This is a genomic window from Aeromonas sp. DNP9 (genome assembly GCF_001728955.1).
GTDB lineage: Bacteria > Pseudomonadota > Gammaproteobacteria > Enterobacterales > Aeromonadaceae > Aeromonas > Aeromonas veronii.
Window position 1 is genome coordinate 71,390 of sequence record NZ_LYSQ01000008.1, and the last position, 25,212, is coordinate 96,601.

Annotated in this window: 21 protein-coding genes; 5 read left to right on the plus strand and 16 right to left on the minus strand. The window is 63.2% G+C overall.

The window, feature by feature from the left end:
- Positions 1-163: 163 nt before the first annotated feature.
- On the minus strand, positions 164-1,180 hold the full coding sequence (locus tag A9G06_RS07300) for a lipoate--protein ligase A (protein WP_069554748.1): 1,017 nt from the start codon (positions 1,178-1,180) through the stop codon (positions 164-166).
- Positions 1,181-1,610: 430 nt separating this feature from the next.
- Here A9G06_RS07300 and A9G06_RS07305 point away from each other — a divergent pair, with 430 nt between their 5' ends.
- Positions 1,611-4,073 (plus strand): diguanylate cyclase, encoded by a 2,463-nt coding sequence (locus tag A9G06_RS07305; RefSeq protein WP_069554749.1) that lies wholly within the window; start codon positions 1,611-1,613, stop codon positions 4,071-4,073.
- Between the two features lie 51 nt (positions 4,074-4,124).
- On the opposite strand, the gene A9G06_RS07310 is transcribed toward A9G06_RS07305, so the two are convergent.
- Genes A9G06_RS07310 through A9G06_RS07350 form a run of 9 tightly spaced genes read right to left on the minus strand, consistent with a single transcriptional unit; the run spans position 4,125 to position 13,850 of the window.
- On the minus strand, positions 4,125-5,324 hold the full coding sequence (locus A9G06_RS07310) for an ABC transporter permease (protein ID WP_069554750.1): 1,200 nt from the start codon (positions 5,322-5,324) through the stop codon (positions 4,125-4,127).
- Positions 5,324-6,538, minus strand: a complete 1,215-nt coding sequence (locus A9G06_RS07315) for an ABC transporter permease (protein ID WP_069554751.1) — start codon at positions 6,536-6,538, stop codon at positions 5,324-5,326. The genes A9G06_RS07310 and A9G06_RS07315 overlap by 1 nt, the downstream gene beginning before the upstream one ends.
- Positions 6,539-7,228: an ABC transporter ATP-binding protein gene (locus A9G06_RS07320; protein ID WP_069554752.1), complete on the minus strand. Its 690-nt coding sequence runs from the start codon at positions 7,226-7,228 to the stop codon at positions 6,539-6,541. It lies immediately after the preceding gene.
- Positions 7,221-8,360, minus strand: coding sequence for an efflux RND transporter periplasmic adaptor subunit (locus tag A9G06_RS07325; RefSeq protein ID WP_069554753.1), 1,140 nt, complete (start codon positions 8,358-8,360; stop codon positions 7,221-7,223). Before A9G06_RS07325 ends, A9G06_RS07320 begins: the two co-directional genes overlap by 8 nt.
- A gap of 27 nt (positions 8,361-8,387) precedes the next feature.
- Positions 8,388-11,564: an efflux RND transporter permease subunit gene (locus A9G06_RS07330; RefSeq protein ID WP_069554754.1), complete on the minus strand. Its 3,177-nt coding sequence runs from the start codon at positions 11,562-11,564 to the stop codon at positions 8,388-8,390.
- Positions 11,557-12,597 carry an efflux RND transporter periplasmic adaptor subunit gene (locus A9G06_RS07335; protein WP_069554755.1) on the minus strand — a complete coding sequence of 347 codons (1,041 nt, stop codon included), beginning with the start codon at positions 12,595-12,597 and terminating at the stop codon, positions 11,557-11,559. Before A9G06_RS07335 ends, A9G06_RS07330 begins: the two co-directional genes overlap by 8 nt.
- A gap of 41 nt (positions 12,598-12,638) precedes the next feature.
- Positions 12,639-13,109, minus strand: coding sequence for a YeeE/YedE family protein (locus A9G06_RS07340; RefSeq protein ID WP_069554756.1), 471 nt, complete (start codon positions 13,107-13,109; stop codon positions 12,639-12,641).
- A 13-nt stretch (positions 13,110-13,122) separates the two neighbouring features.
- On the minus strand, positions 13,123-13,536 hold the full coding sequence (locus A9G06_RS07345; protein WP_069554757.1) for a YeeE/YedE family protein: 414 nt from the start codon (positions 13,534-13,536) through the stop codon (positions 13,123-13,125).
- Positions 13,536-13,850: a helix-turn-helix transcriptional regulator gene (locus A9G06_RS07350; protein ID WP_005338008.1), complete on the minus strand. Its 315-nt coding sequence runs from the start codon at positions 13,848-13,850 to the stop codon at positions 13,536-13,538. The genes A9G06_RS07345 and A9G06_RS07350 overlap by 1 nt, the downstream gene beginning before the upstream one ends.
- 88 nt (positions 13,851-13,938) lie before the next feature.
- Here A9G06_RS07350 and A9G06_RS07355 point away from each other — a divergent pair, with 88 nt between their 5' ends.
- From A9G06_RS07355 to A9G06_RS07370, 4 genes are all read left to right on the plus strand, one after another.
- Positions 13,939-14,124, plus strand: coding sequence for a DUF2892 domain-containing protein (locus tag A9G06_RS07355; protein WP_005344304.1), 186 nt, complete (start codon positions 13,939-13,941; stop codon positions 14,122-14,124).
- A gap of 55 nt (positions 14,125-14,179) precedes the next feature.
- A complete protein-coding gene (locus A9G06_RS07360) occupies positions 14,180-15,451 on the plus strand; it encodes an FAD/NAD(P)-binding oxidoreductase (protein WP_069554758.1) in 1,272 nt (423 codons plus the stop codon).
- A gap of 380 nt (positions 15,452-15,831) precedes the next feature.
- On the plus strand, positions 15,832-16,236 hold the full coding sequence (locus tag A9G06_RS07365) for a hypothetical protein (protein WP_069554759.1): 405 nt from the start codon (positions 15,832-15,834) through the stop codon (positions 16,234-16,236).
- Positions 16,237-16,453: 217 nt separating this feature from the next.
- The gene (locus tag A9G06_RS07370; protein WP_042080322.1) at positions 16,454-17,182 is read left to right on the plus strand and encodes an MgtC/SapB family protein; all 729 of its coding nucleotides are present in this window, start codon (positions 16,454-16,456) and stop codon (positions 17,180-17,182) included.
- Between the two features lie 91 nt (positions 17,183-17,273).
- Here A9G06_RS07370 and A9G06_RS07375 read toward each other — a convergent pair whose 3' ends face one another.
- The 6 genes from A9G06_RS07375 to dnaJ all read right to left on the minus strand — a co-directional run bounded on the left by A9G06_RS07375 (position 17,274) and on the right by dnaJ (position 25,157).
- Positions 17,274-18,284, minus strand: a complete 1,011-nt coding sequence (locus tag A9G06_RS07375; protein WP_069554760.1) for a LacI family DNA-binding transcriptional regulator — start codon at positions 18,282-18,284, stop codon at positions 17,274-17,276.
- A gap of 27 nt (positions 18,285-18,311) precedes the next feature.
- Positions 18,312-19,727, minus strand: a complete 1,416-nt coding sequence (locus A9G06_RS07380) for a sucrose-6-phosphate hydrolase (protein WP_069554761.1) — start codon at positions 19,725-19,727, stop codon at positions 18,312-18,314.
- Positions 19,727-21,091 (minus strand): sucrose-specific PTS transporter subunit IIBC, encoded by a 1,365-nt coding sequence (locus A9G06_RS07385; protein WP_069554762.1) that lies wholly within the window; start codon positions 21,089-21,091, stop codon positions 19,727-19,729. Before A9G06_RS07385 ends, A9G06_RS07380 begins: the two co-directional genes overlap by 1 nt.
- 83 nt (positions 21,092-21,174) lie before the next feature.
- Positions 21,175-22,131, minus strand: a complete 957-nt coding sequence (locus A9G06_RS07390) for an aminoimidazole riboside kinase (protein WP_083243751.1) — start codon at positions 22,129-22,131, stop codon at positions 21,175-21,177.
- A 115-nt stretch (positions 22,132-22,246) separates the two neighbouring features.
- A complete protein-coding gene (locus tag A9G06_RS07395) occupies positions 22,247-23,752 on the minus strand; it encodes a carbohydrate porin (protein ID WP_139126179.1) in 1,506 nt (501 codons plus the stop codon).
- 262 nt (positions 23,753-24,014) lie between these two features.
- The gene (gene dnaJ / locus A9G06_RS07400) at positions 24,015-25,157 is read right to left on the minus strand and encodes a molecular chaperone DnaJ (protein WP_005338032.1); all 1,143 of its coding nucleotides are present in this window, start codon (positions 25,155-25,157) and stop codon (positions 24,015-24,017) included.
- Positions 25,158-25,212: the final 55 nt, after the last annotated feature.

A 25,212-nucleotide genomic window follows, 5' to 3' on the forward strand; every position in this document is an offset into this window, starting at 1 on the left:
CCGACAGTGACAATATCTAATGGCCTACCCTACTTTTTGTCATGTATCAGCCATCACAAGGGCTGGCAAAAAGGCGCCTTTGAGGCGCCTCTTTATATTTCGTGATCTTGCTCTCATCCTGGCTGACAGCGCCCTCACTACCGGATCGCCATCAGCGCAGCCCTCAACGCAGGGAGGCCAACAGCCACCGGGCAAACTCCGTCAACTCGCTCTGCTGCTGCGGGAAAGCCGCCAACCAGGGCTGCAGACGCGCGGTGACAGCGTCCGGTCGATAGCCACAGCCCGCCAGTTCGGCCGCCAGCAGATCAAACGGGGCCGGCTCCAGAGTATCGCTGAAGAGCTGCGCCCGGGTGATGACCCCTTTCTCCACATCAAAGTGCAGCTCCACCCCGCCCCAGCTGAACCGCTCCTCCAGCAGATGGCTGAACGCCGGGGCATGACCATAGTTCCACTCCCAACTGCGCTGACGGGCGAAGGTCTCGGCAAAGCCCGGCAGATCCGGCATCTGCTCCGGGGAGATATGCTCGGGCTCAACTCGCGCACCGTAATGGTGGAAGAAGGCCTCCTGCAGCGCCTCGCTCACCTGTTGATGGTCGAGCCCCGGCAACAGTTCGCACAGATTGGCCACCCGGCTGCGCACCGAGGTGATCCCCTTGGCCGCCAGCTTCTTGGGGTCGGGGTTGAGGTAGTTGGCAAGGCGGCCGAGATCGGCATCCAGCAGCAGGGTGCCGTGGTGGAACCCGCGATCCAGAGTCTCCCGATAGGCCGCCCCCGATACCTTGCGCTCCCCGTCCGGGGTGGCCACCAGCAGATCGTTGCGACCGGAGGCAAACGCCTCGATCCCCAATCGCTTGAGCCCGTCCAGCACGATGGCGGTGGAGACGCTCTTGTCATACTCCGGCTTGCCCGCCATGAAGGTAAAGCAGCTGTTGCCAAGGTCGTGGAACACGGCGCCACCACCGCTGCTGCGACGCGCCAGGGTCACCCCGTCCTCTTCCATGCGGCGGGTATTGCACTCCTTCCACGGATTCTGGGCACGGCCAATCACCACGGTATTGGCATTGCGCCAGAGGAACAGCACCCGCTGGCCGGGGTCCATCTGGCGGAAGATGCACTCCTCAACGGCCAGATTGAACAGGGGATCGTGAGAGTCGGAGACAAGCAGACGCAAGCGGGACATAAAAAGACCTTATCCGGAACTGGGGGCAGCATGATAACACTGACGGAGTACCATCACTGAGCCATCGCACATTAACCGGTGCGCAGCAGCCGCGATACATTTGCGTCACACCTGACCGCCCCATAAAAGTATCTATTGATATAACGACACAGCTTGACGTGCAACCACGGGAAAAATGCAGTTTAGCCACAATGATAACAATAAAGACGGGAAAAAGTGGCTAGAATGCGACCACTTCGATAGGCCATATGACTCTCTTATTGGTCACATAACTTGCAAAAAAACGGCATGTATCCATCCCGTGTGATGAACGACACAAAAATGACTTTCCAATCCCCCTATACCCCATTGCAAACGCCTTTTCTCCCCTTGCAGGTTACACAAAATTGCTTGAATCTAGCCTAGACACCGCTCCCGAGAGAAACGTTGTATGACGGAGAACGCAGCCCCCCGCCAGCCCCTCAGCTGGTTTCTGCCAATGCTGGTCAGTATGGTCATCGCGACCCTGACCTCTCCCCCCGTGCGAGCCGGCGAGCAGGTCATCGTCCAGTTGCCGTGGCAACACCAGTTCCAGTTTGCCGGTTACTACGCGGCCATCGCCAAAGGGTTTTATCGGGAGGCCGGTCTGCACGTCACCCTGCGCGAAGCGGACTCCCGCACCGATGTGGTCAGCGAGGTGCTCTCGGGAAAGGCCCATTTTGGCATCAGCGGCAGTGATCTGCTGCTGGATCGGGCTGCCGGTCGTCCGGTGGTGGTGCTCGCCGCCCTGCTGCAGCACTCGCCGCTGGTTCTGCTCACGCTGGATAGGCCAGATATTCGCAACCCGGCCGATCTGGCCAACAAGCGACTGATGCTGGAGCCTGGCTCCAACGAGCTGCTGACCTACCTTTCTCACCAGACCCGCAGCCGCAACTGGGTCACCCTCCCATACAAACAGGGGATACAGGCACTGCTGGCGGGCAAGGTGGATGCCATCAGTGCCTACAGCACTACCGAGCCCTTCTATCTGCAGCAAAGAGGTATCCCCTATCGGGTCTTCAGCCCGCGCACCATCGACTTCGACTTCTACGGCGATAACCTGTTTACCTCCGAGCGGGAGCTGATCACCCGACAGGATCGGGTCTACGCCTTCCAGCAGGCCAGCCTCAAGGGGTGGCGCTATGCGATGGACCACCCCGAAGAGATGATCAACCTCATCATGGAGCAGTACCCGACCGGGGCTGGCCGTGAACAGCTGGAGTTCGAGGCTCGCGAAACCAGAGAGCTGATGCAGCCGGATCTGATCGAACCTGGCTACATGCAGCAGGAGCGCTGGCTGCAGATCGCCAAAACCTATCTGGAGGCGGGCATGCTCACGGTATTGCCCAACCTCGACCGCTTTATCTACGACCCGGCGCAGGAGCGGCTGCGCCAGCAACGGCTGCTGCTCGACAAGAGCGTGGCGGTCGCCATGCTTATCACCTTTACCCTGATGACCCTGCTCGGCATCTTCTTGCACCTCTATTTGCGCCTGCGTGAAGAGGCGCGGGATCGCCAGCGGCTGACCCGTGAACTGGCCCAGAGCGAACAGCACTACCGCTTCGTGGCGGAGAACAGCGCCGATGTGATCTGGACCATGGATGCCGCCAGCTTGCGCTTTCGCTATGTCAGCCCGGCCATCACTCCTCTAAGCGGCTACGAGGCTCCAGAGCTGTTTGCCCTCCCTCTCAAACAGCTGCTGCCGGATGCCTCAAGGCAACTGCTGCGCGAGGAGATCTCCGCCACCCTGGAGGCCTGGCAGCGGGGGGAGCATGACCAGACTCGCCGGGTCATTCGCACCCAGCTGCGCCACAAGGATGGCCATCTGGTGGCGACCGAGACCATCACCACCCTCCATGGCAACCACAATGCCCAGCCGGAGGCGATCCTAGGGGTCACCCGGGATATCACCGAGCGGGCAGCGCGAGAGGAGATGATGCGCCGCCTCGCCTTCTACGACCCCCTCACCGGGCTGCCCAATCGCCGCTTGCTGCAGCAACGGCTCAAGGAGCTGATGGAGCAGGAGACGCCCCGTCCGCTGGCATTGATGTTTATCGATCTCGATCACTTCAAGCCGATCAACGACACCTTCGGTCATGAGACCGGGGATATTCTGCTCAATATGGTGGCCGAGCGGATGAGCCACTGCGTGCGCAAACAGGATCTGGTGGCACGGCTGGGGGGCGACGAGTTCGTTATCTTGCTGCCGGAGAGTGGCGACGAAGTGCTGGCGGTGGCCGACAAGCTGCACCAGCAGCTGCGCCATCCGTTCCAGCTGGAGGGGCAGGAGCTGCTTATCTCCAGCAGTATCGGGCTGGCGCTCTATCCCGAGCACGGAGAGGATGCCAAGACGCTGATGCACCACGCCGATCAGGCCATGTATCAGGCGAAGAATCGCGGCCGCGGCCGGGTCTGCCTCTATACCGAAGGCCTTGATCCCGAGCAGGGCGCGCTGCTGTGGCAACCCGGCCACGAGTGCGGTCACCCCCGTATCGATGCCGAGCATCGCCAGCTCTTCGTATTGACCAACCGGCTGCTGGAGCGGATGAAAGATCAGCATGAAGATCCGGCCCCGTTTCTGGAGAGTCTGGAGAGCCTGTTCGACATGGCCCGCCATCACTTCGCCTTTGAAGAGCAGATGCTGGCGGAGATCGACTATCAGGAACTCGTCAACCACCGTCAGGATCACCAACGCCTGCTCAACAAGGCGAGCCAGCTGCTGCACGCCGCCAAAGCTGGAACACTGGGCAACGACGAGTTGCTCAACTTCATCATTCAGGAGCTGGTGGTCGGCCACATGAGTCAGGCGGATCGCCGCTACTTCCCCCTGTTCAGATCTGAGCGCAGCCTGTCGGTTGCGGAGGTGGTCGCCTAGTTCCCCCCTGTTCAGACCCGAGCGTAACGCGCCTCTTGCGAAAGGGGCGGCCTAGTCACCGCGCAGGGCTACCACGGGGTCGAGACGCACTGCCCGCAGTGCAGGAGCGACCCCGGCCAGCAGACCCACCAGAGCGCTGCAACCGAGCGCCAGCAGCAGATAGAGAGGATGGAGGGTGAGCGGTAAGCCAGCCGCCAGCAGGGTGAGCAGCAGCTTGAGCCCGCCGAGCAGGGCCAGCCCCATGGCTCCGCCCAGCAGCGCCAGCACCACGGCTTCGAGCAGGAACAGCAATAGAGTGCGCCGCCGTGGACAACCCAACGCCATCAGCAAGCCCACCTCGGGGATCCGCTCCTGCTGGGCGATGCTCATGATGCTGAAGATGCCGACCGCCCCGATCAGCAGCGAGATAATGCCGAGCCCGCCAACCGCCAGCTTGATGATGGAGAGTATCTTGTCGAGGCTGCTCAGCATGTCCTGCTGGGAGGTGAGGGTGAAGTCCTCGGCGCCGTGGCGGGCGATCAGCGCCCGCCGGATCTGGGCGGTGATATCGGCTTCCGCCTGTCCGGAGCGATAGATGACGTCGATCTCCTGCAGCCCCTCCTTGTTGAAGAGCGCCTGGGCGTGAGCGGCTGGCAGATAGATCATGTCGTCCAGATCAAAGCCGAGAAATTGCCCCTTGGGGGCCAGCACCCCAGCCACCCGAAAACGGCGATCACCGGCGCGCAGCAGGTTCCCCGGTGCATCGCCACCGGGGAACAGCTCAGCTGCCACCTTGGCACCCAGCACCGCATAGGCGCGGGGCATGGCACTGTCATCCGCAGGCAGAAAACGCCCCTGCACCAGGGTGAGCCGCCAGCCGGAGAGCGCAGCCGGACCTGTGCCCAGAATGGCGGTGCTGCGGGTCAAGCCGCGGCTGCGCACCTCCCCCTGCCCCTGCACCACAGGGAGCGCCGCCTCTACCCCTGCCAATCTGGCGAGGGCATCGGCATCCTCCAGCAGCAGGGGACGGCTGCTGGAGAGGATGCCGGGCGGGCCGCCGGCGGTTTCGGTCTTGCCCGGGGTTACGGCGATCAGCCGGGTACCAAATTGGGAGAAGCTGTCGAGCAGATAGAGCCTGAGCCCCTCGCCGATGCCGGTGAGCAGGGTCACCGAGGCGATCCCGATGGCGATGCCGAGCGCCGACAGCAGGCTGCGACTGCGCCCCGCCAGCAAGGCGCGCCAGAGCCAGAACAGCAGATCAGCGGCGCGCATCAGCCACCGCTCCACTGCCCGCTGCGCAGGCTGCTGACCGGATCTTGCCGTGCCGCCCGGGAGGCGGGCAGCCAGCTAAAAAACAGCCCGGTCAGCAGGGCCGCCGGTATGGTGCAGAAAGTAGCGAGCAAGGGGACCGCCGCCGGAAATCCGGGCCAAATCACTCCGGCGAGGGCAACAAGGGCATAGCCCAAGACCGTGCCAAACAGCGCGCCACTGCCGCTCAGCAACAGCGCCTCCCACAAAAACAGCTGGCGGATCTGGCGACTGTCGGCCCCCAGCGCCTTGAGCAGGCCGATCTCGCCGGTGCGCTGGCGGGTGCTGATCAGCGCCAGATTCATCATCATGATGCCGGAGACCAGCAGGCTGATGGCGCCGATGCCGGCAACTGCCAGGGTGAGGGTCGAGAGAATGGTGGAGAAGGTGGCCAGCATGGCGTCGCGGCGCACCACTGTCACATCGAGCACCCCGTGGCGCGCCTGCATCAGCTGCTCCAGTTGCTTGACCAGCGGGGGCACCGCTTGCCCCGCCAGCGGCTGGATCAGCAGCCGAAACAGCCCCTCGGTGTTGAACAGCCGCATGGCGCTACCGACCGGGATCAGCGCGGCCTCGGCCATATCCATCCCCAGATTACTGCTCTGGCTGGTGAAGACCCCCACCACCCGAAAGCGGCGATTGTCAAAACGCAGCCACTGGCCGACCGGATCGACCTGACCGAACAGCTCACGGGCCACCTTGACCCCGAGCAGAACGGCCGGTCGATCCTCTGCAGCATCCCCCGGCAGCCAGCGGCCGGAGAGCAGCTCCAGCCCGTGGGTATCGCGCAGCCCGTTGCTGCTGCCAAGCAGCATGGTCTGGCGCAGCCGCGCCCCCTGCTTGGCCTCGGCAAAGCCCATCACCAGCGGCACCAGCCGCACGTTTGGCTGGTGCTGGCCAAGGTAGTGCATATCATCGAGAGTGATCTGCCGCAGACTGTTTCCGGTGACCGGCGGCAGCCCGCCGGTGGTCTCCTTGCGGCCCGGGAACATCACCAGCAGATCCTTGCCAAGGGAACTGAACTGGTCGGCCACATAGCGCCTCGCCCCCTCCCCCAGCGCGGTGAGCAGCAGCACCGAGGTGACGCTCAGACTCACCGCCAGGATCAAGACCAGCGCCCGTGAGCGCTGGCGCAGCAGGGCCACGGCGGCAAAGCGGATCACATCGGGGCGCCGCATTCAGCCACCGCCGCTATCAATGTTGATGCGGCCATCGTTCATCAGGATCCGCCTGCCCGCCCGATCACCGAGGCGCGGGTCGTGGGTTACCACCACCAGCGTGATCCCCTGCTCCCGGTTGAGCTCCTCCAGCAGGGTAATCACCTCCTCCCCGGAGCGGGAGTCGAGATTGCCGGTGGGTTCGTCGGCCAGGATCAGCCGCGGCGCCATTGCCATGGCCCGGGCGATGGCTACCCGCTGACGCTGACCGCCGGAGAGCTCAGCAGGGCGGTGTCCGGCACGGTTCTCCAGCCCCAGCTCTCCCAGCAACTGCTGGCTTCGGCGATGGCGCTCGGCGGGGGCGATCCCGCACAGCATCAGCGGCAGCTCGACGTTTTCACGGGCGGTGAGGCGGGAGATAAGGTGAAACGACTGGAACACAAAGCCGATGCGATGACCGCGCAGCTGGGCCAGCGCCGGCTCTGACAGGGTGGCGGTATCCTCCCCTCCCAGCCAGTAACGCCCCTCGTCGGGCCGATCCAGCAGCCCCAGCACATTGAGCAGGGTCGATTTGCCGGAGCCCGAGGGGCCCATCACCGCCAGATACTCCCCCTCGGCAACCCGCAGGGATACGCGATCGAGGGCGGCCACTTCGCTCCCCCCCAGAGTGAAACGACGGCTGACGGCATCAAGGCGAATGAGATCACTCATCCGGCTGCTCCGTGGCGGCGCTGAAAGGGCCCTCCCCGACAATCTGTCCGGGCTGGGCCGCCAGCCGATCACCGGCAGCGAGCCCCTCGGCCACCTCAATCCAGTTCCAGTTCTCCACGCCCCAACGGGGCACCACCCGTACCAGCTTATCCCCTTCCAGCCGCAGCACGCTGCCATCGTCGGCCCGGCTGCTGGCCGCTACCCGCAGCACATCGGTGGCGCGGGTCACCTCGACCTCAAGGTCGGCACTGTAGCCAATAAGCAGGGGGACATCGGTAGGCAGGGCAGTGAGCGCCGCCTCCACCTCCACGGTGCGGGCCTGCTTCTCCAGCTCCTTCACATAGGGGGCGATGCGGGTGACGGTGGCGGCAAAATCGCGCCCGGGCATGGCATCGAGCAGTACCCGGGCAGACTGGCCCACCTTGAGGCGGGCGGCATCCACCTCATCGATGGGGGCTGAGACATACAGACAGCGATCGTCGATGAGATCGATCACCGGAGGCATGGCCACTCCGGGCGGTGAGGGGGTCATGTATTCGCCCAGCTTGCTGTTGACCTCCGCCACCACACCGGCAAACGGCGCCAGCAGGCGGCGCTCGCTCAAGCGAGCCTCCACCTGAGCGACCTGCGCCTCGTCGACCCGTTCCTGCTGACGGGATGCCTGACAGACATAGCGGCGGGTATCGGCCAGATTCTGGGCCTGCTCGGCGAGGGTGCGGGAGGTGAGGTTTTTGGCCAGCAAGGTGGCCAGCCGGTTGGCCTCCCGCTCGTAGTAGGCCGCCTCGCTGCAACGCTCCTCGCGCTGGGTCTTGCCAAGGGCCTGCTGGGCACGGGCACGGGCAAGATCGGCGTGAATGTCGTCACTCCAGAGGGTCAGCAGCAGATCTCCCTGCGCCACCCGCTCCCCGGCCTTGACGGCGATCTGCTCCACCACGCCGCCACCGGGCAGACTGAGCCCGGCCCGCTGACACGACTTGATGGTGCCAGCCCGGGTGTTGACCACGGTGACCAGCACATCCCCCCGCCCGACCTCAGCCAGCCTGATCGGCGTCGGCTGCGGTCGCCACCACCATGCCAGAGCAGCCGCCGCTACCACGGCGCCACTTCCCCACCACAGCCAACCTCTCTTCATCGCGCATCCTTTCGCTAGTGACTCCCGTCATGAGCGTCGGGAGAGTAGGGCATAATAGAGCAAGGGTATCACCACCAGGGTGAGCAAGGTGGAGACCAGGATCCCGAAAATCAGGCTGATGGCCAGTCCGTTGAAGATGGGATCATCGAGGATAAACAGGGCTCCGATCATCGCCGCCAGCGCCGTCAGCATGATGGGTTTGGCCCGCACCTGCGCCGCTTCGATGACCGCCTGCTCGAACGCCACTCCGGCGCTGCGCTGCTGCTCGATAAAGTCCACCAGCAGGATGCTGTTGCGTACGATGATCCCGGCCAGGGCGATCATCCCAATCATCGAGGTGGCGGTAAACTGGGCTCCCAGCAGGGCGTGGCCCGGCATCACCCCTATGATGGTGAGCGGAATGGGAGCCATGATGATGAGTGGCACCAGATAGGAGCGGAACTGGGCCACCACCAGCAGATAGATGAGAATCATCCCAACTCCGTAGGCGATACCCATGTCGCGGAAGGTCTCGTAGGTGATCTTCCACTCCCCGTCCCACAACAGCGCCACCTCCCCCAGCTTGTCGGGCTGCTGCACGTAATATTGGGGCAGGTCGATATCGGCACCGGCGGCAAACATGCCGTAGAGCGGGCTGTCGGTGTGGCCGCCCATGTCGGCCACCACCATCACCATGGGCTGCATGTTCTTGTGCATGATATAGCTGGGGGCCACCTCATCACGGCGGCTCACCAGCTCGGAGACCCGCACCAGCTGGCCGCTCTGGCTGCGCACCTTGAGGGCCAGTACGCCCGCCAGATCCCGTTTGTCACCGGGAGCCAGTTCGATGCGGATCGGCACCGGATACTTGGCGCCGTGCCCCTGCAGCCAGCTGGCATCCTGATAACCCACCCCGCCATTGAGGGTGTTCACCAGATCCCCGAGATCGACCCCGAGCAGGGCCGCCTTGCTGCGATCCACCACCAGCCGCCACTTGGGCTGCGGGTCGGTCAGATAGATATCCACGTCCACCAGATCCGCCGTGGCCACAAAACGGGCCTGTACGGCGCGTGCCGCCGCTTCACGGGCGGCAGGAGTCGGGCCATAGATCTCGGCAACGATGGGAGACCAGACCGGCGGGCCGGGCGGCACCTCAACGACTTTCAGGTTGCCCCCTGCCGCACTGGCGATGGCCTGCAGCGGCTCCCGAACCGACTGGGCAATCTGGTGACTGCTGCGATCACGCTCATGCTTGTCCACCAGATTGACCTGAATATCCCCCACGTTGGCGCCGCTGCGGATAAAGTAGTGGCGCACCAGGCCATTGAAATTGATGGGGGCCGCGGTGCCGGCGTATATCTGGTAATCCTTCACCTCCTCCACCTTGGCAAGCTCTCGCCCGACCGCCAGCAGGGTGCGCTCGGTCTGCTCCAGGGTCGCCCCCTCCGGCATATCGAGCACCAGCTGGAACTCCGACTTGTTGTCGAAGGGGAGCATCTTGAGCACCACCCACTGCACCACCGGCATGGTGGTGGCGGCCCCGACCAGCAGCAACACCGCCAGCCAGAGTTTGCGTCTGGCACGCTTGGCGCCATCACCGATCAGAAAAGGGGTCATCAGCCGGTGAAAGAGACCCGCCTTGGCTTCACCGTGGGCACCGTGCGCCTCACCCTTGAGCAAATGGCTCGCCAGCCAGGGGGAGAAGATAAAGGCCACCAGCAGGGAGATGAGCATCCCCATGCTGGCATTGATGGGGATGGGGCTCATGTAAGGGCCCATCAACCCGCTGACAAAGGCCATCGGCAGCAGGGCCGCGATAACGGTCAGGGTCGCCAGTATGGTCGGCCCCCCCACCTCGTCCACCGCCCCCGGAATCAGATCCTTGAGCGCCCCCTTGCCCAAACCGCGATGGCGGTGGATATTCTCCACCACAACTATGGCGTCATCCACCAGAATGCCGATGGAGAAGATCAGCGCAAACAGCGACACCCGGTTGAGGGTAAAGCCCCAAGCCCAGCTGGCAAACAGGGTCAGCGCCAGGGTGATGACGATGGCAACCCCCACCACCAGCGCCTCGCGCCAACCCATGCTCACCAGCACCAGCAGCACCACCGCCGTGGTGGCAAAAATGAGCTTGCCGATGAGGGTGTTGGATTTGGTCTCGGCGGTGACGCCGTAGTCCCGGGTCACCGTCACCTCGACCCCGGCAGGGATAAGCCGATTCTGCAAACTCTCAACCCGCGCCTCCACCCGCTTGGCCACATCGACCGCGTTCTGACCCGGCTGCTTGCCGATAGCCAGGGTCACCGCCGGATAACTGGCCTGCCCTTGCCCCATCCAGCTGCGTTTGGTCGGGGTCTCCTGACCCAGAGAGACCCTGGCCACATCCCCCAGATAGACCGGCTTGCCGTCGTGCAGCCCCACCACCAGTTCTCTAGCCTCCTGCTCGTTTTGCAGGAACTGCCCCACCTGCACCTTGATCTCACTGTTGTTCTGCTCGATAGCCTGTGTGGTGCCTACCTGATTGGCGGCCGAAAGGCGCTGGCTCAACTCGCCCCAGCTGATGCCGTGGGCGCTGAGGGCCGCCGGATCCGGCATCACCCGCAACACGGCGCTCTGGCTGCCCAGCGTGTAAATATCGCGGGTACCGGGAATGCGCTTAAGTTCGGTCTCCAGCTCATGGGCGACCCGGGTCAGTTCGGGAGCGCCCAGTTGCTTGCTCCCCTCTTTGCTCCACTCTTTGCTCCATAAGGTCAGACTGACGATGGGGACATCATCTATCCCCCGGGGTTTTACCAGTGGCTGACCGACTCCGATCCCCTGTGGCAGCCAATCGCGGTTGGAGTCGAGCTGGTTGTTGAGATCGACGATGGCCTGCTCGCGGCTCACCCCCACCTTGAACACCACCACCAGCAGGGCGCCATCGGGTTGGGAAAAAGAGTAGAGGGTATCAATCCCCTTTATCTGGGAGACCACCTGCTCGGCAGGGGTGGTGACGAGAGAGGCCACTTCAGCCGGGCTGGCTCCCGGGAAGGGAATGTAGACATCGGCGAAGGTGACATCGATCTGCGGCTCCTCCTCCTTGGGGGTCACCAGCACTGCAAACAGGCCGAGCAACAGCCCCACCAGCGCCAGCAGCGGCGTGATGGCCGAGCCCTGAAACAGCGCAGCCAGCCGACCGGCAGGCCCCAGCCTCTCCTTGTTGCCGTTCAGCTCGCTACTCATGGGCCACCTCCTGCTGCTGCGCCCAGGCATCGGGAGCCAGCTTGTCACCGGCTTGCAGCCCGGCCAGGATCTCGCACTGCCCTTCAAAGCAATGGCCGACCCGCACCGGTGTAAGGGCCCAGCCAGCGGGTTGCTGCAGATAGACGCCGTTGAACTCCCCTTGCCGCAGCAGGGCGCGATCCGGCACCTGCAACACCTGACGTTCACCCTGTTTGAGCTGCACCTTGAGCCACATGCCGGGCAATACCCCGGCGGTTTGCGGCGGCAAGTCGAGGCGCAACCTGAAGGCGTGGCTCTGGCTGTCGGCATAGTTAAAGCGGGTCAATTTGACCGGGGTAACAGACTTGCCATCGGGCAGCAGCACCTGCACATCCGCAGGCTCACGAGCCAGCGTCAGGGCGGATTGGGGCAACTCCACCTCCACCCGCAAGGTGTCGAGGGAGAAGCCGGAGAGCAGCGGGGTACCGGGGGCGACAGTCTCCCCCAACTCCACCAGCCGTTTGGTCACCACTCCGGCGTAAGGGGCCAGAATGCGGGTATAACCGTAGGCCTCGCGGGCTTGAGTGAGAGCCGCATCGGCAGCGTTCACCTCGGCGCGGGCGGCGCGATCCGTCGCCTGGGCATTATCGAGTTGGGCGCGGGTGATCACCCCCTTGGCAATCAGCGCCTGAAAGCGGGCGAGCTGGCGCTCGGCTTCCACTTGCTGAGCCTGCGCCCGCGCCAGCCGCGCCTCCGCACCCGTGACGGCGGCAAACTGCTCCTTGCCGCTGATCTCCAGCAGCGGCTGCCCCGCCTGCACCTGATCGTTCACATCCACCAGCATGCGGGAGACCCGGCCGCTGGTCTGGGCCGCCACCGTCCCCTGATTGATGGCACTGACGGTGCCATCCAGCGTCAGCCAGTCGGTCACCGGCTGTGGCGCCACTGTCAACAAGGGCTCTGGCTCCCCGTCTGTAGCCATGGCCTGGGTGGATGTCATGGCCTGCGATGTCATCACCAATAAGGTGATCCCCAGCAACCGGATCTTTTCCATCATTACTCTCCTTCCCTGGCGTAATCTGTCACTTCACGGGATCAGGCGGTATGGGACTGGCGCACCTTATCCACTCCCCGAGCTGGCGCCTTGGTCAGCAACCTGGCCAGCCCTCTGTCAAACAGCAAGATCCCGGCCACCATGGCCGCTATAAACAACATTATCATGGGCTGCCCGCTGGAAATGAGACTCAGAGCAGGCCCCGGACAGATGCCCACCAATCCCCAGCCGATGCCAAACAGCGCGGCCCCGCCGATCAGCCGGCGCTCCAGCCTGGGGGCTGCTACGGCAACGATGGGCTCCCCCAGCACACTCTGGCGACGGGGTTTCACCAGCAGAAAATAACCCGGCATAAAGACCAGCAGAGCCCCTCCCATCACGAAGGCGAGGCTGGGATCCCAGGCCCCGGCCAGATCGAGAAAACCGGTGACCCGGGCGGGATCCATCATGCCGGAGATGGCCATCCCCAGTCCGAACAACACACCCGCAAACAAACTTGTCAGCAACTTCATGGCGATCAGCCCCTTACAGCAGATGATGAGTGACGAAGACGGTGATAAAGCCTGCCGCCATAAAGGTCAGGGTGGCGACGATGGAGCGCAGGGAGAGCCGCCCCATGCCACAGATGCCGTGACCGCTGGTGCAGCCATTGCCAAGACGGGTACCGACCCCGACCAGCAGACCGGCCAGCAGCACAACCGGCCACCCGGGCAGCGTGGTGAATGCGGGCATGGTGGCCCAGCCCAGGGTCAGCGCCAGCCAGGCGCCCGCCCCGAGCCCCAGCAGAAACAGCACCCGCCACGGCGCACGGTGTTGCAGCGCACCGGCCAGAATGCCGCTGATCCCGGCCACCCGGCCGTTGAACAACATCAGGATCAGGGCCGACAGCCCCGCCAGCATGCCGCCGCCCAAAGAGAGCAGCCATTGGCTTTCCATCATCAAGATTCCTTATTTTCTGAGTGACAAAAATGGGTTTGCAGCGCCCCCAACACATCGGCGGCCGCCTCGCTCACCAGCGAGTAGTAGATCTGCTGGGAAACCTTGCGCGAACGGATCAAGCCGTAGCGCTTCAATACCGACAGTTGCTGGGAGAAGGCCGACTGCCCGAGTTGGCTATGGGCCAGCAGCTCCCCGACCCCCTTCTCCCCCTCCACCAGCTGGCAGAGCACCATCAGGCGTTCGGGATGAGCCAACGCCTTGAGCAGGGAGGCGGCGGCTGTCGCATGTCTGTTCATCTCGTCGAATTGGCTCATAAGAGTAAATTAGCAATTGCTGATATTTGTTCTATTGTATAAAACAACACTAAATTAGCAACATCTAAAGTAGATGAGGAGAAAGACCATGACAGTAGATAACGGAGTCAGAATCGTCGCGGGTTGCATGTTGCTGCTCTCGCTGATCCTTACCACCTGGGTTCATCCGGGCTTTGTCTGGTTGAGTGCCTTTGTCGGGGTCAACCTGATCCAGAGCGCATTCACCGGTTTCTGCCCGGCAGCGATGATCCTCAAACGGATAGGATTTAAATAACAGGGTCGGATGACCTAGGCTCATATGAGCGTGTAATAAACGCAGGAGGCTGAACATGGCAACGGTAATCGTCATCGGCGCGGGTCTCGGGGGCATGTCTGCCGCCTACGAACTCAAGGCCGAACTGGGCAAGCAGCATGAGGTGATCCTCATCAATGACAAGCCGGACTTTGAATTCACCCCCTCCAACCCCTGGATTGCCGTCCAGTGGCGGGAGCGCAAGGAGACCTCGATCCCCATCGAACCCCATGTGAAGAAAAAGGGGATCCGCTTTATCCATGCCGCCCTGACCGAGCTGCAACCGGCGGCGCAGCAGCTCACCCTCTCCGATGGCCAGACCCTGCGTTACGACTTTCTGGCGATCTGCACCGGCCCGGCCCTCGCCTTTGACGAGGTGGCGGGGGCTGGCCCCGAATCCGGTGGCACCACCAGCGTCTGCACCCTCTCCCACGCCGAAGAGTGCCGTCACAGCGTCAGCGCCCTGGTCGATGAGCCCGGTCCTGTGATTGTCGGTGCCATGCCGGGCGCCTCCTGCTTCGGCCCCGCCTACGAGTATGCGTTCATCCTCGATCGCCACCTGCGCGACAAGAAGGTGAGGAAAAATGTGCCCATGACCTTTGTCACCAGCGAGCCCTACATCGGCCATCTTGGTCTCAACGGCGTGGGCGACTCCAAGGGGATGCTGGAGAGCGAACTGCGGATGCGCGACGTGCAGTGGATCTGCAATGCCCGCACCGTGGCGGCGCAAGATGGCCAGATGACGGTGGAGGAGCTGGACGATGAGGGCAACATCAAACGCACCCACACTCTGCCCTACAAACACGCCATGATGCTGCCCGCCTTTGTCGGCATTGCACCGCTGCGGGGCATCGAGGGGCTGGTCAATCCCCGCGGCTTTGTCATCGTCGACGAGCACCAGCGTAACCCCGCCTTCCCGCAGATTTACGCCGCCGGAGTCTGCATCGCCATTGCACCGCCGCACAAGACGCCGGTACCAACCGGGGTGCCCAAGACCGGCTACATGATTGAGGCGATGGTGCGCACCCTGAGCCACAACATCAAGGCGGAGCTCAGCGGCCAGCCGCCGATGACCAAGGCAGTATGGAATGCCATCTGTCTGGCGGACATGGGGGACACAGGTGCCGCCTTCGTCGCCATGCCGCAGATCCCGCCGCGCAACGTCGCCTGGTTCAAGAAAGGAAAGTGGGTCCATCTGGCCAAGATCGCCTTCGAGAAGTACTTTCTGCACAAGATGCAGGTGGGGGATACCGAGCCCATCTACGAGAAACTGATGCTCAAATACCTCGGCATCGACAAGACCGAATGACCCCGCAGACCCGGCCCTCGCCGGGTCTGCTTTTTACGGCCCTGCGTGGCAAAACGGGGCTTTCGATTATGTTTCAAGATGTTGCTGCGGGCGGCGCGGGGTTTACCCTGCCCGCCGCCTCGGCTATCATTCGAGCCTCTTATCAATAGCGGAGACCATCAGTGGGCAACTCATCAAGTGACAGTTGTAGACCGACCCTCATCGTCGGTACCAAGGTCGCGAGCTAGCCGCAGGTCTTTCTCTGCCGCAACTCGCAACCCTGCGAGAAGCGGAAATCCACTCCCCTCTTCTCCCTTTTTACACTTGACGTCTGGCAACCAGTGGCCAACCGCCACGGTCGCCATGCCTGCATAGTTTCTGCTTCCCACAAGGAGGCTGCTATGCGTTTTATCTCAATCAAACCGGCTGCAGATCGCGCGGTCGCAACAGGTTCTGTTGCTACCCGGGCTTACCCCCTGTTGAGCCGGCTCGGCCGTGGCATACTGCCACGCTGGCTGGGCGGCAAACAGCGTCAGCACCACTACCGGCTGCAGATCCGCTGTGAGGATCGCGCCGATATGGAGCAGGTGCTGGATATGGTGAACCACACGTTGCAACCGGCCGGGCTGCAACCGATGCAATCGATGAAGCCGGGTCGCGGCGGCGGGCGAGAGCTGGTGCTCAACCTGCAGTGCACCCCGCCCCAGCGACGCTATCTGGTGCAGTTCGTTCATCAGGTCGGAGTAGCACATCCGGTGCGCTGGCAACTGCGCCCGCGCATCGACTGCGATCCCGAACTCAACTGACCGCACACCTGCGTTAACCACTGTGAAAGGGGCCAGCCACGCTGGCCCCGCTTGTTGCGTCCTCTCCGAGCGTCAGGGCATCTGATGATGCTCGCGCCCCAGGACGCCGCGTTTTGTTTGTCTGCTGGCCATCCGCGCAATCATCCCCTGATCCATCCGCCTCCCGGCGTTTCATCATGGATTGCGCCAAGCCAGCGCTTATCAGAAGGAGTACGCCATGAAGATGTGGCAACAAATTGACATGATCTCCCTGCTCGACACCCTGGCCAGCCTGCTGCTCGCCTTTGTGCTTGGCAGTCTGGTCGGGCTGGAGCGCCAGTACCGCCAACGTACCGCGGGTCTTCGCACCAACGTGCTGGTCGCCGTAGGGGCCGCCCTGTTCGTCAGTCTGGCCCAGCGCATCTATGACCTGCACGGCGGCAACTACAACGTGGTCCATGTGGTGGCCTATATTGTCTCCGGCATCGGCTTTCTCGGCGCCGGCGTCATCATGCGCGAGTCGGGCAATATCCGCGGCATCAACACCGCCGCCACCCTATGGGGCGTAGCAGCGGTCGGCGCCGCCTGTGGCGCCGGACTGGCCATGGAGGCAATTCTGGGCGCCCTGTTCGTGCTGGCCGCCAACACCCTGCTGCGGCCGCTGGTCAATCAGATCAACCGCCGTCCGGTGGACAATACCGACACCGAAGTGACCTACAAGGTGACGGCGCTGACCCCGCGCGAGCATCAAAAAGAGGTGCTGCACTGGCTCGAGGAGATGCTGGAGCAGGCCAATTACCCCCTGAGCGAGCTCGACATCGAGCCGTTTGGCGAGGGGGATCTGGAGATCTCGGCGGTGCTGCTGGCTACCTCCATCGATGGCGACGAGCTGGATGCCCTGATGGTGAAACTCGGCATCCACCCCCATATCAAGCAGGTGTTCTGGCGCACCAGTACCACCGACTGAGCTGTCGGCCAGAGTCATGGCTCCATCCGCCAACAGCAAAAAGCCCCGCCAGCAATGGCGGGGCTTTCTCATATGGATGGGCGAAGAGTGGCTAGCGGCGACTGCGCCAGCGCACCCTGGGGGTGATCACCTGGGCGGTCTGCGCGGGAGGATTGCCCGCTATCAGTTGCTGCATCAGCTCGAAGGCGGCGAGGGCCAGCGCCGGACAATCCTGCGCCACCGAGTCGATGCGCATGGGAATGCAGTCGAGCAGGTCGTGATCGTCGAAGGTACAGAGGCGCATGCCCGTCTCCATCAACCCCGCTTCATTTAGATAGCGCAGCACCCCCTCCAGCAGGGTGAAGGAGGCGGTAAAGAGCCCCCTGGGGGGCACCCCCAGCTCGGCCACCAGCTCGGCCATCAGCTGATAACCGGAGCTCGGCTGGTAGTCGCGATGGCGCACCCGGGCGGCATCGGCTTCAAAACCGGCGCGATGGAGCCCCAGCTCATAGCCCGCCAGCCGGTGACGGCTGGGGGAGAGATCCAGCAAACCGCCGAAGTAGTAGATCTCCTCGCCGCACTCACTGGCCATATCCCGCACCAGCTCGGCGGTGGCCTTGCAGGCATCGGAGATCACCATGGGCAGGCGCGACTCGCCGATATGGCGGTCGAGCTGCACCACCGGCAGGCGGTCGTGAATACGGGCATAGATGTCATCGCTGTGGCCGCTGGAGGCGACAATCAACCCATCCACCTGACGGCTGATGAGGTTGTCCACCACCCGTTGCTCGAGGGCGGGATCATCCTCGGAGCAGGCGATCAGCAACTGGATGCCCGCCTCCCGGCAGTGGGCCTCGAGGGCGCGGGCAATGCGGGCAAAACCGAAGTTGGTGAGATCGGGGATCACCAGCCCCCAGGTGTAGCTGCGGGTCTCGCGCAGGGAGCGGGCGTGAAAGCTCGGCAGGTAGTGACACTCCTCCGCCACCGCCTGAATGCGCTTGCGGGTATCGTCGGCAATCCGGTACTCCGCACTCTTCCCGTTGAGCACCAGACTGGCAGTCGCCTTGGACACCCCCGCCAGTTCGGCGATCTGGGCAATCGTGATCCGTTTCTTCTTCTCCACCTGGCCTCCCGGCTGACTAGAACCGGGCTATTGTACTAGGCACGCCGACAGCGGCCAGTGATTGAGGCAAATTTTGCAGCCATCATCGCCGTTACCTGATGAAAGTTGCGGCTTGTCCCCGGGAAAATAGCGCGCCGACAGGCTGTGGCGACCCTCATCGATGAAGCACTCCAGACTGGAGCGATCGCATAGCACGGTGATCCGCCCGCCAGCCCATGGGCTGCTGCGGGTCTCCCACGCTCCGCTCTGCCAGTTCTGGCGCCGCAAGGTGATGTGCCCCGGCTGCCACACCAGCTCGGCCACGGCGCCGAACCAGAGACTCCCCTCACCGCAGAGATCCAGATCGAGCCAGGCCGAGTCGATGGCCAGCCCCGGAAATTCGCCGAGCGTCCCCTCGAAGCGGGTCAACTCTCCCTTCAATGCCGCAAGCTCCGCCACCGGCCGCTGGCAGAGCCACTCATCCTGCCAGAACAGCTCCCGCGGGCAGCTCATCTGATGGATCCAGCCATAGGGGATAGTGGGTTGGCTCATCTCGCTCTCCTCCGGCAGCCCCAGCCAACCAAACAAGAGGCGGCGACCCTGACTGTCTCGGGTGGTTTGCGGCGCATAGAACTCGAAGCCTCGATCCAGCTCGTGGAAAGCTCCGTGCTCGAAGCGCTCGCCGTCGAAATCGCCCGAAAGCCAGCCGCACTGGTAGAGGTTGCGATAATCCTCGCCTGCAGGGGCAATCCCCTGCGGGCAACTGATCAGCACATGGCGATCCCCTAGCGGGAAGAGATCCGGGCACTCCCACATATAGCCAAACTCCCCCAGCCCCCCGCGCCCGCTGCCAGCGATGGGGCCTACCGGCTGCCAGCTTTGCAGGGTGTCGCCGCGATAGAGCAGCACTTCACCCTTGTCGTGCAGGGTGCGGGCCCCCAACACCATCAACCACTGCTGGCCGTCGTGCCACACCTTGGGGTCGCGCACATGGCCGCTGTAGCCTGCGGGCAGATCCAGCACAGGCCCCAGTTTCTCGAAGCCTCCCTCACCATCGGCGCGGGCCAGACACTGATAGGCGGTACGACTGCCATCCGGGTATTTGACATTGCCGGTGTAGATGAGGGTCAGACGCCCCTGCTCGTCGCTCACCGCAGAGCCCGAATAGCAGCCGTGGCTCTCATAGGCTTCGGTGGGCAACAGCGCCACCGGCTCGTGCTGCCAGTGCAGCAGATCGGTGGAGGTGACATGGCCCCAGCCCTTGTTGCGGTGCTCGCAGCCGAGCGGATTCCACTGGTAGAAGAGGTGGTAGCGCCCGTTGTGCTCGATAAAACCGTTGGGATCGTTAAGCAGCCCCACCGGGGCGGCCAGATGCCAGCGGGGCCGATGGGGATCGGCCGCCGCCTTGAGCTGTCCGGCCAGCAACGACCGGACAATCTGGTTGAGAAGATCGCTTTCCTTCATCACTCCACCTTGTACTTGAGCAGGAAGGAGGCGGCGAAGGCAGTGCCAAAGGCAAGCACCAGCCCGATGATGTAGTGAATGAGGCTCATGGGCTGGACGATGGCCATGCCGGGAATACCGGTCAGCCCCACCGCAGTCATCCCCACCTTGGCCGCCACCACGTAGGCGCCGCCGCAGGCCCCGCCAAACAGACCGGCGAGGAAGGGTTTGATATAGCGCAAGTTCACCCCAAAGATCGCCGCTTCCGTGATGCCCAGCAGGCAGGACATGGCAGCCGGCACGGTAATCGCCTTGATCTTCACATCACGAGTCTTGAAGTAGACCGCGAGACAAGCCCCACCCTGTGCCACGTTGGCCATGGCCCAGATGGGCAGCAGGAAGTTGACGCCAATTTGCGGATTGGCCAGCAGCCCCGCCTCGATGGCATGGAAGCTGTGATGAATGCCGGTGATGACGATCAGCGAGTAAGTGCCGCCAAACACCAGCCCCGCCAACCAGCCAGCCTGCTCATAGAGGGCGCTCAGACCGAACGAGATGCCATCCCCCAGCACCCGCCCAGCCGGGCCGATAAAGAGCAGCGCCACGAAGCCGGTGATGATGACGGTGAGAAACGGGGTGAGGATCAGATCCAGCGCATCCGGAATGCGCTTGCGCAGCAGTTTCTCCAGATGGGACATAAACCAGACCGCCAAGAGCACCGGGAAGACGGTGCCCTGATAGCCGATCATGGCGACATCGAGCCCGAAGAAATCCATGGTCTTGAAGCCACCGGCCACGCCCCAGGCGTTGGTCAACGCCGGGTGGGTGAGGATGCCGCCAAGGGTCGCCCCGAGGTACGGATTGCCACCAAACTCACGTGCTGCCGTAAAGCCGATGAGGATCGGCAATATGATAAAGGCCGCCGAGCTGAACATGTCGAGCATCACAAACAGGGCGCTGTCGGCATTGACCCAGCCGTAGGTACGCACCATGCCGAGCAGCCCCATCAGCAAGCCCGAAGCGACGATGGCCGGAATGATCGGTACGAAGATGTTGGAGAGGGTTCGCGCCAACCGCTGGGCCACGTTGAGCTTGGCCGCCGCCATGTCGGTCAGTTCCGCCTTGCTGGCGGTGCCGGTACCGGTCAGCGCCACAAACTCCGCATAGACCTTGTTGACCAGACCGGTGCCGAAGATCACCTGAATTTGGCCCGCGTTGCTAAAGCACCCCTTGACCCCCTCCAGCTTGTCGATGGCGGCCTTGTTCACCTTGCTGTCATCGGCCAGCACCAACCGCAGCCGGGTGGCGCAGTGGGCAGCACTGACGATATTCTCCTTGCCCCCGAGCAGGGGCACCAGATCCTTGGCTATCGCACTGATATTCATATTCTTCCTCTTATGACCCGCCACGCTGGCGGGCTCTTGTCACATGAGAGTAGGGGCTGTCGAGCCGGGCTTCTAGCCGCAGCTCAACAGCCGCTTGCGCCTGATCGCAAAAAGGCATTCAGTTCGGAGCGGGTAGGCAGCGCCGTCATGGCCCCCTTGGCGGTGGTGGCGAGCGCCCCGCAGCCGTGAGCCTGAGCCAGAATGGTGGGCAACTCGGCCAGCGTCGGCAGCGACGAGCGCCCGGCCAGCGCCGCCAGCAGACCGGCGACAAAGGCATCCCCCGCCCCCGTGGTGTCGATGGGCGTCACTTTCTGCCCTACCCACTCCAGCAACTCGCCATCAAGGCGAGCCACTACCCCGGCCGCCCCTCTGGTCACCAGCACCAGCGCCGGGCCAGAGAGAGTGGCAAGCCCGGCGACCAGTTCATCCTCGCCGCTCAGCAGTTGCAGCTCCTCAATGGAGAGCTTGACCACATCCGCCAGCGCAATAGCCTGACGCACCAGCGGCAGCATCTCGGCGGGGTTGCCCCACACCTCGGGGCGCAGGTTGGGGTCGAAGCAGACTCGCCCGCCAGCCGCCTTGATGGCCGCCATGGCCTGCAGGCAGCTGGTGCGTACCGGCTCGTTGGCGAGCGCGATGGAGCAGGTCAGCAGCCACTGACCGGCATCGAAGCGGGGCAACTCATCCGGGGTGAGGAACTGGTCGGCGCTGGGACGCACCATAAAGGTGAAGCTGCGCTCCCCCTCGTCATCCAGTTCTACCAGCACGGTAGAGGTGCGATGGTCTGGATCGAGCCGCAGCGCGGCGATATCCACCCCCTCCCCGCTCAGGGTGCCGGCCATAAAGCGGCCGAACGGATCGGCACCAACCCGGCCGATAAAGGCCGCATCGCCACCCAGCCGTGCCACACCAACCGCCACATTGGCGGGCGCGCCACCCGGACACTTGAGGTAGTGCAACGCCCCTTCCGGGATCAAGTCCACCACCGCATCCCCCATTACCCACACACGATTCGTCACCTTGCTACTCCACTGCTGCATCGGATCGACTGCCAAACCCGGACTCTGTTTTGTTGGTTAGCATTATCAGCTAAACCGTTTTAGCCAACCAACAGATCTCGGCACCGGCTGCCATTTTTGTGATCGGGATAACGAACTAGAACCAGGTTTCCATCTGTACGCCAAAGTTCCACTCGCCACCGGCGGTGAAGTTGCTCTGGCCCATGGCATCGTCACTGGCGTAGTTGTCGAGCTCGGAGGACCAGTCCATCCAGCTGGCGAACACCCTAAGCTCAGGCCGCTCGAAGAAACCGGCGGTCTGCGCCTTGAAGGTGGGGGCGAAGGTGAGCTTGGTGAAGTTGCCGTTCACCGCCTGGCGACCTTTGTAGCCCTTGGGATCGAGATCCATGTACTGCCAGGCTGCCTCGTAGACCAGCTCGACGTTCTGGCTCAGCACCTGCGCCACCCGGGTATTGACGGTGAGCCAGCGGTACTCGTCCCCTTTCACGTAGCGATCCTGACTCTGCTCGGCCAGCAGGGCCGGGGCAAAACGCCAGCGCGAGTTGAGATCGGTGGCGCCAAACACGGCGACCCGTACTGCATCGGCATCCGGCAGCAGCTCGCTGTCAGAGCCCAGCCCCTTGAGCTCGGCCCCCAGCCCATGACCGTACAGCACCGCCGCCTTGGCAAAACCTGGGTTGATGCCGAAGAAGCTCTCGCCGTGGTAAGCCAGCAGGGTGTGTGCCCCCTTGTCCGCAGCCTCGCTGCCCGCCCCCTTGTCATTGATGCGGGCGTCATTGTCCTTGGCCGAGAGGCCGTTCACCATCCACTGCCAGTTACCGACGCGGTTGTTCATGGTGAGGATATAGCTCTCGATATCGGAAAGACCGCTGGCGCTGATGTCGCCGTAATCGCGGCCATAGAGGGAGAAGTTGGCCTTCCAGCTGTCGGCCAGTTGCACGTCGTAGACGCCGCCGCCGGTACCGGCCAGGAACACCACGTCAGAATCGAGCCAGTGGATGTCGAAGTTGTCGCGGTCAAAGCGCTTGCCCGCCCAGAGCACCGCATTCTTGAAGGGGCCGTCGAAGCTCGCCAGATTGCCGATCTCGGCAAACACCTGACGGGTATTGAGGCTCGAATCGCTGGCGGTCCAGTCGTTGCTGGTCTCCACCCCGTCCGCCAGCATCAGCTTGTAGCGGGCCCAGCTGCCATCCTCAAAGGTCTGGGTTTTCAGCAGATTGGCCTCCATGTAGGTGTCATCCTCGTTGCCAAGGCGACCGACGGCCCCGCCCACCGAACCGGCCGGGGTGATGTAGGGACCACCGCGCCCGCCATTGCCATTGCTGTTGACCAAGAGGCCCGAGCGAGCGTAACCGTGAAACTCGAAGCCCTGGGCACCGGCTGTCTTCTCATCCACCTTCTGGCTGCGGTTGTCGGCCACCTGCGCCTGCTCGCTGGCGGCGCTCGCCTTCACTTCCGCCTGACTGGCACGACTCTCTGCCACCTCGGCTCTCGCTTCGGCCGCCTGTACCCGCGCCTCCAGCGCCGCCAGACGGGCCTCGACACTTTCACCTGTGATACTCGCCTGCGCCGCCCACAGCGGGCTGCTCATCCCCAGTCCCAGCGCTACCGCCAGCGCCAACTTGCTCTTGAACATCATCATCTTCCTCACCTGTCATCTGTGGCCCGGACGGGCGCTGTTGTTATCGACAGCCAGAGCATAGCTAAACCGCTTTAGCTAACTCAATACAGTAACTAAACCGTTTCAGCAACAGTGTGAGCGGGATAACATTTGTACAGCAGGAATTGGCGGGAGTTGTGAGGAGGATCCCTCATCAGGATCCACTCAATAAGGCGGATCCTGGCGAAATACGGGCAAAAAAGAGCCGGCACAAGGCCGGCTCTGTTTATTCGGGTCGCTGAAATCAGCTGGTCAGATCGTCGAAGAAGCGTTTCACCCCTTCGAAGAAGCCTTCCGATTTCGGCTTGTGGGTCTTGGCAGCGGCACCGCTGAACGACTCGTCCAGCTGGCGCAGCAGCTCTTTCTGCTGCTCGGTGAGGTTGACCGGCGTCTCGATCACCACCTTGCACATCAGGTCCCCTACCTGGCCGGAGCGCACGGACTTCACGCCCTTGCCGCGCATGCGGAACATCTTGCCGGTCTGGGTCTCCGGAGTGACCTTGAGCTTGACGCGGCCATCCAGGGTCGGCACTTCAATCTCGCCACCCAGGGCAGCTGCGGTGAAGCTGATGGGCACTTCGCAGTAGAGGTTGTTGCCGTCACGCACGAAGATCTCGTGCTCTTTGACGTGCACCTGTACGTAGAGATCCCCTGCCGGTGCCCCTGCTTCCCCCGCTTCCCCTTCGCCGGAGAGACGGATGCGATCACCAGTATCGACGCCCGCCGGAATTTTCACCGACAGGGTCTTGGTGCGCTGGTAGCGACCTTCACCGTGACACTTGCGGCACGGATCCTTGATGATCTTGCCGCGACCGTGACAGTGCGGACATGCCTGCTGCACCGCGAAGAAGCCCTGACGCATCTGCACCTGGCCGGAGCCGTGGCAGGTCGGGCAGGTCTGGGCACTGCTGCCGGTGTGGGCACCGGAGCCGTTACAGACTTCGCAGTGAACCAGAGTCGGCACCTTGATCTCCTTGGAGACCCCGCGTACCGCCTCTTCCAGCGTCAGCTCCATGGTGTAACGCAGGTCAGAGCCACGGGCCGGGCCACGACGGGCACCACCACGGCCACCGCCGAAGATGTCACCGAATACGTCACCAAACATGTCGGCGAAGTCGGCACCGCCGCCAAAGCCACCGTGGCCACCGCCACCCTGGCTCGGGTCGACACCGGCATGGCCGTACTGGTCGTAACGGGCACGCAGGTTGGCATCGGTCAGAACCTCGTAGGCTTCCTTGACCTCTTTGAACTTCTCTTCGGATGCGGCATCACCCTGATTACGATCCGGGTGATACTTCATGGCCAGGCGCTTGTACGCCTTCTTGATCTCGCGATCGTCGGCATCTTTCGCCACACCCAGTACTTCGTAGAAATCGCGCTTCGACATACTCATCCTGTGGTTACGCAGACGGGCGTTGGTTACCCAACGCCCGTGAATTCAT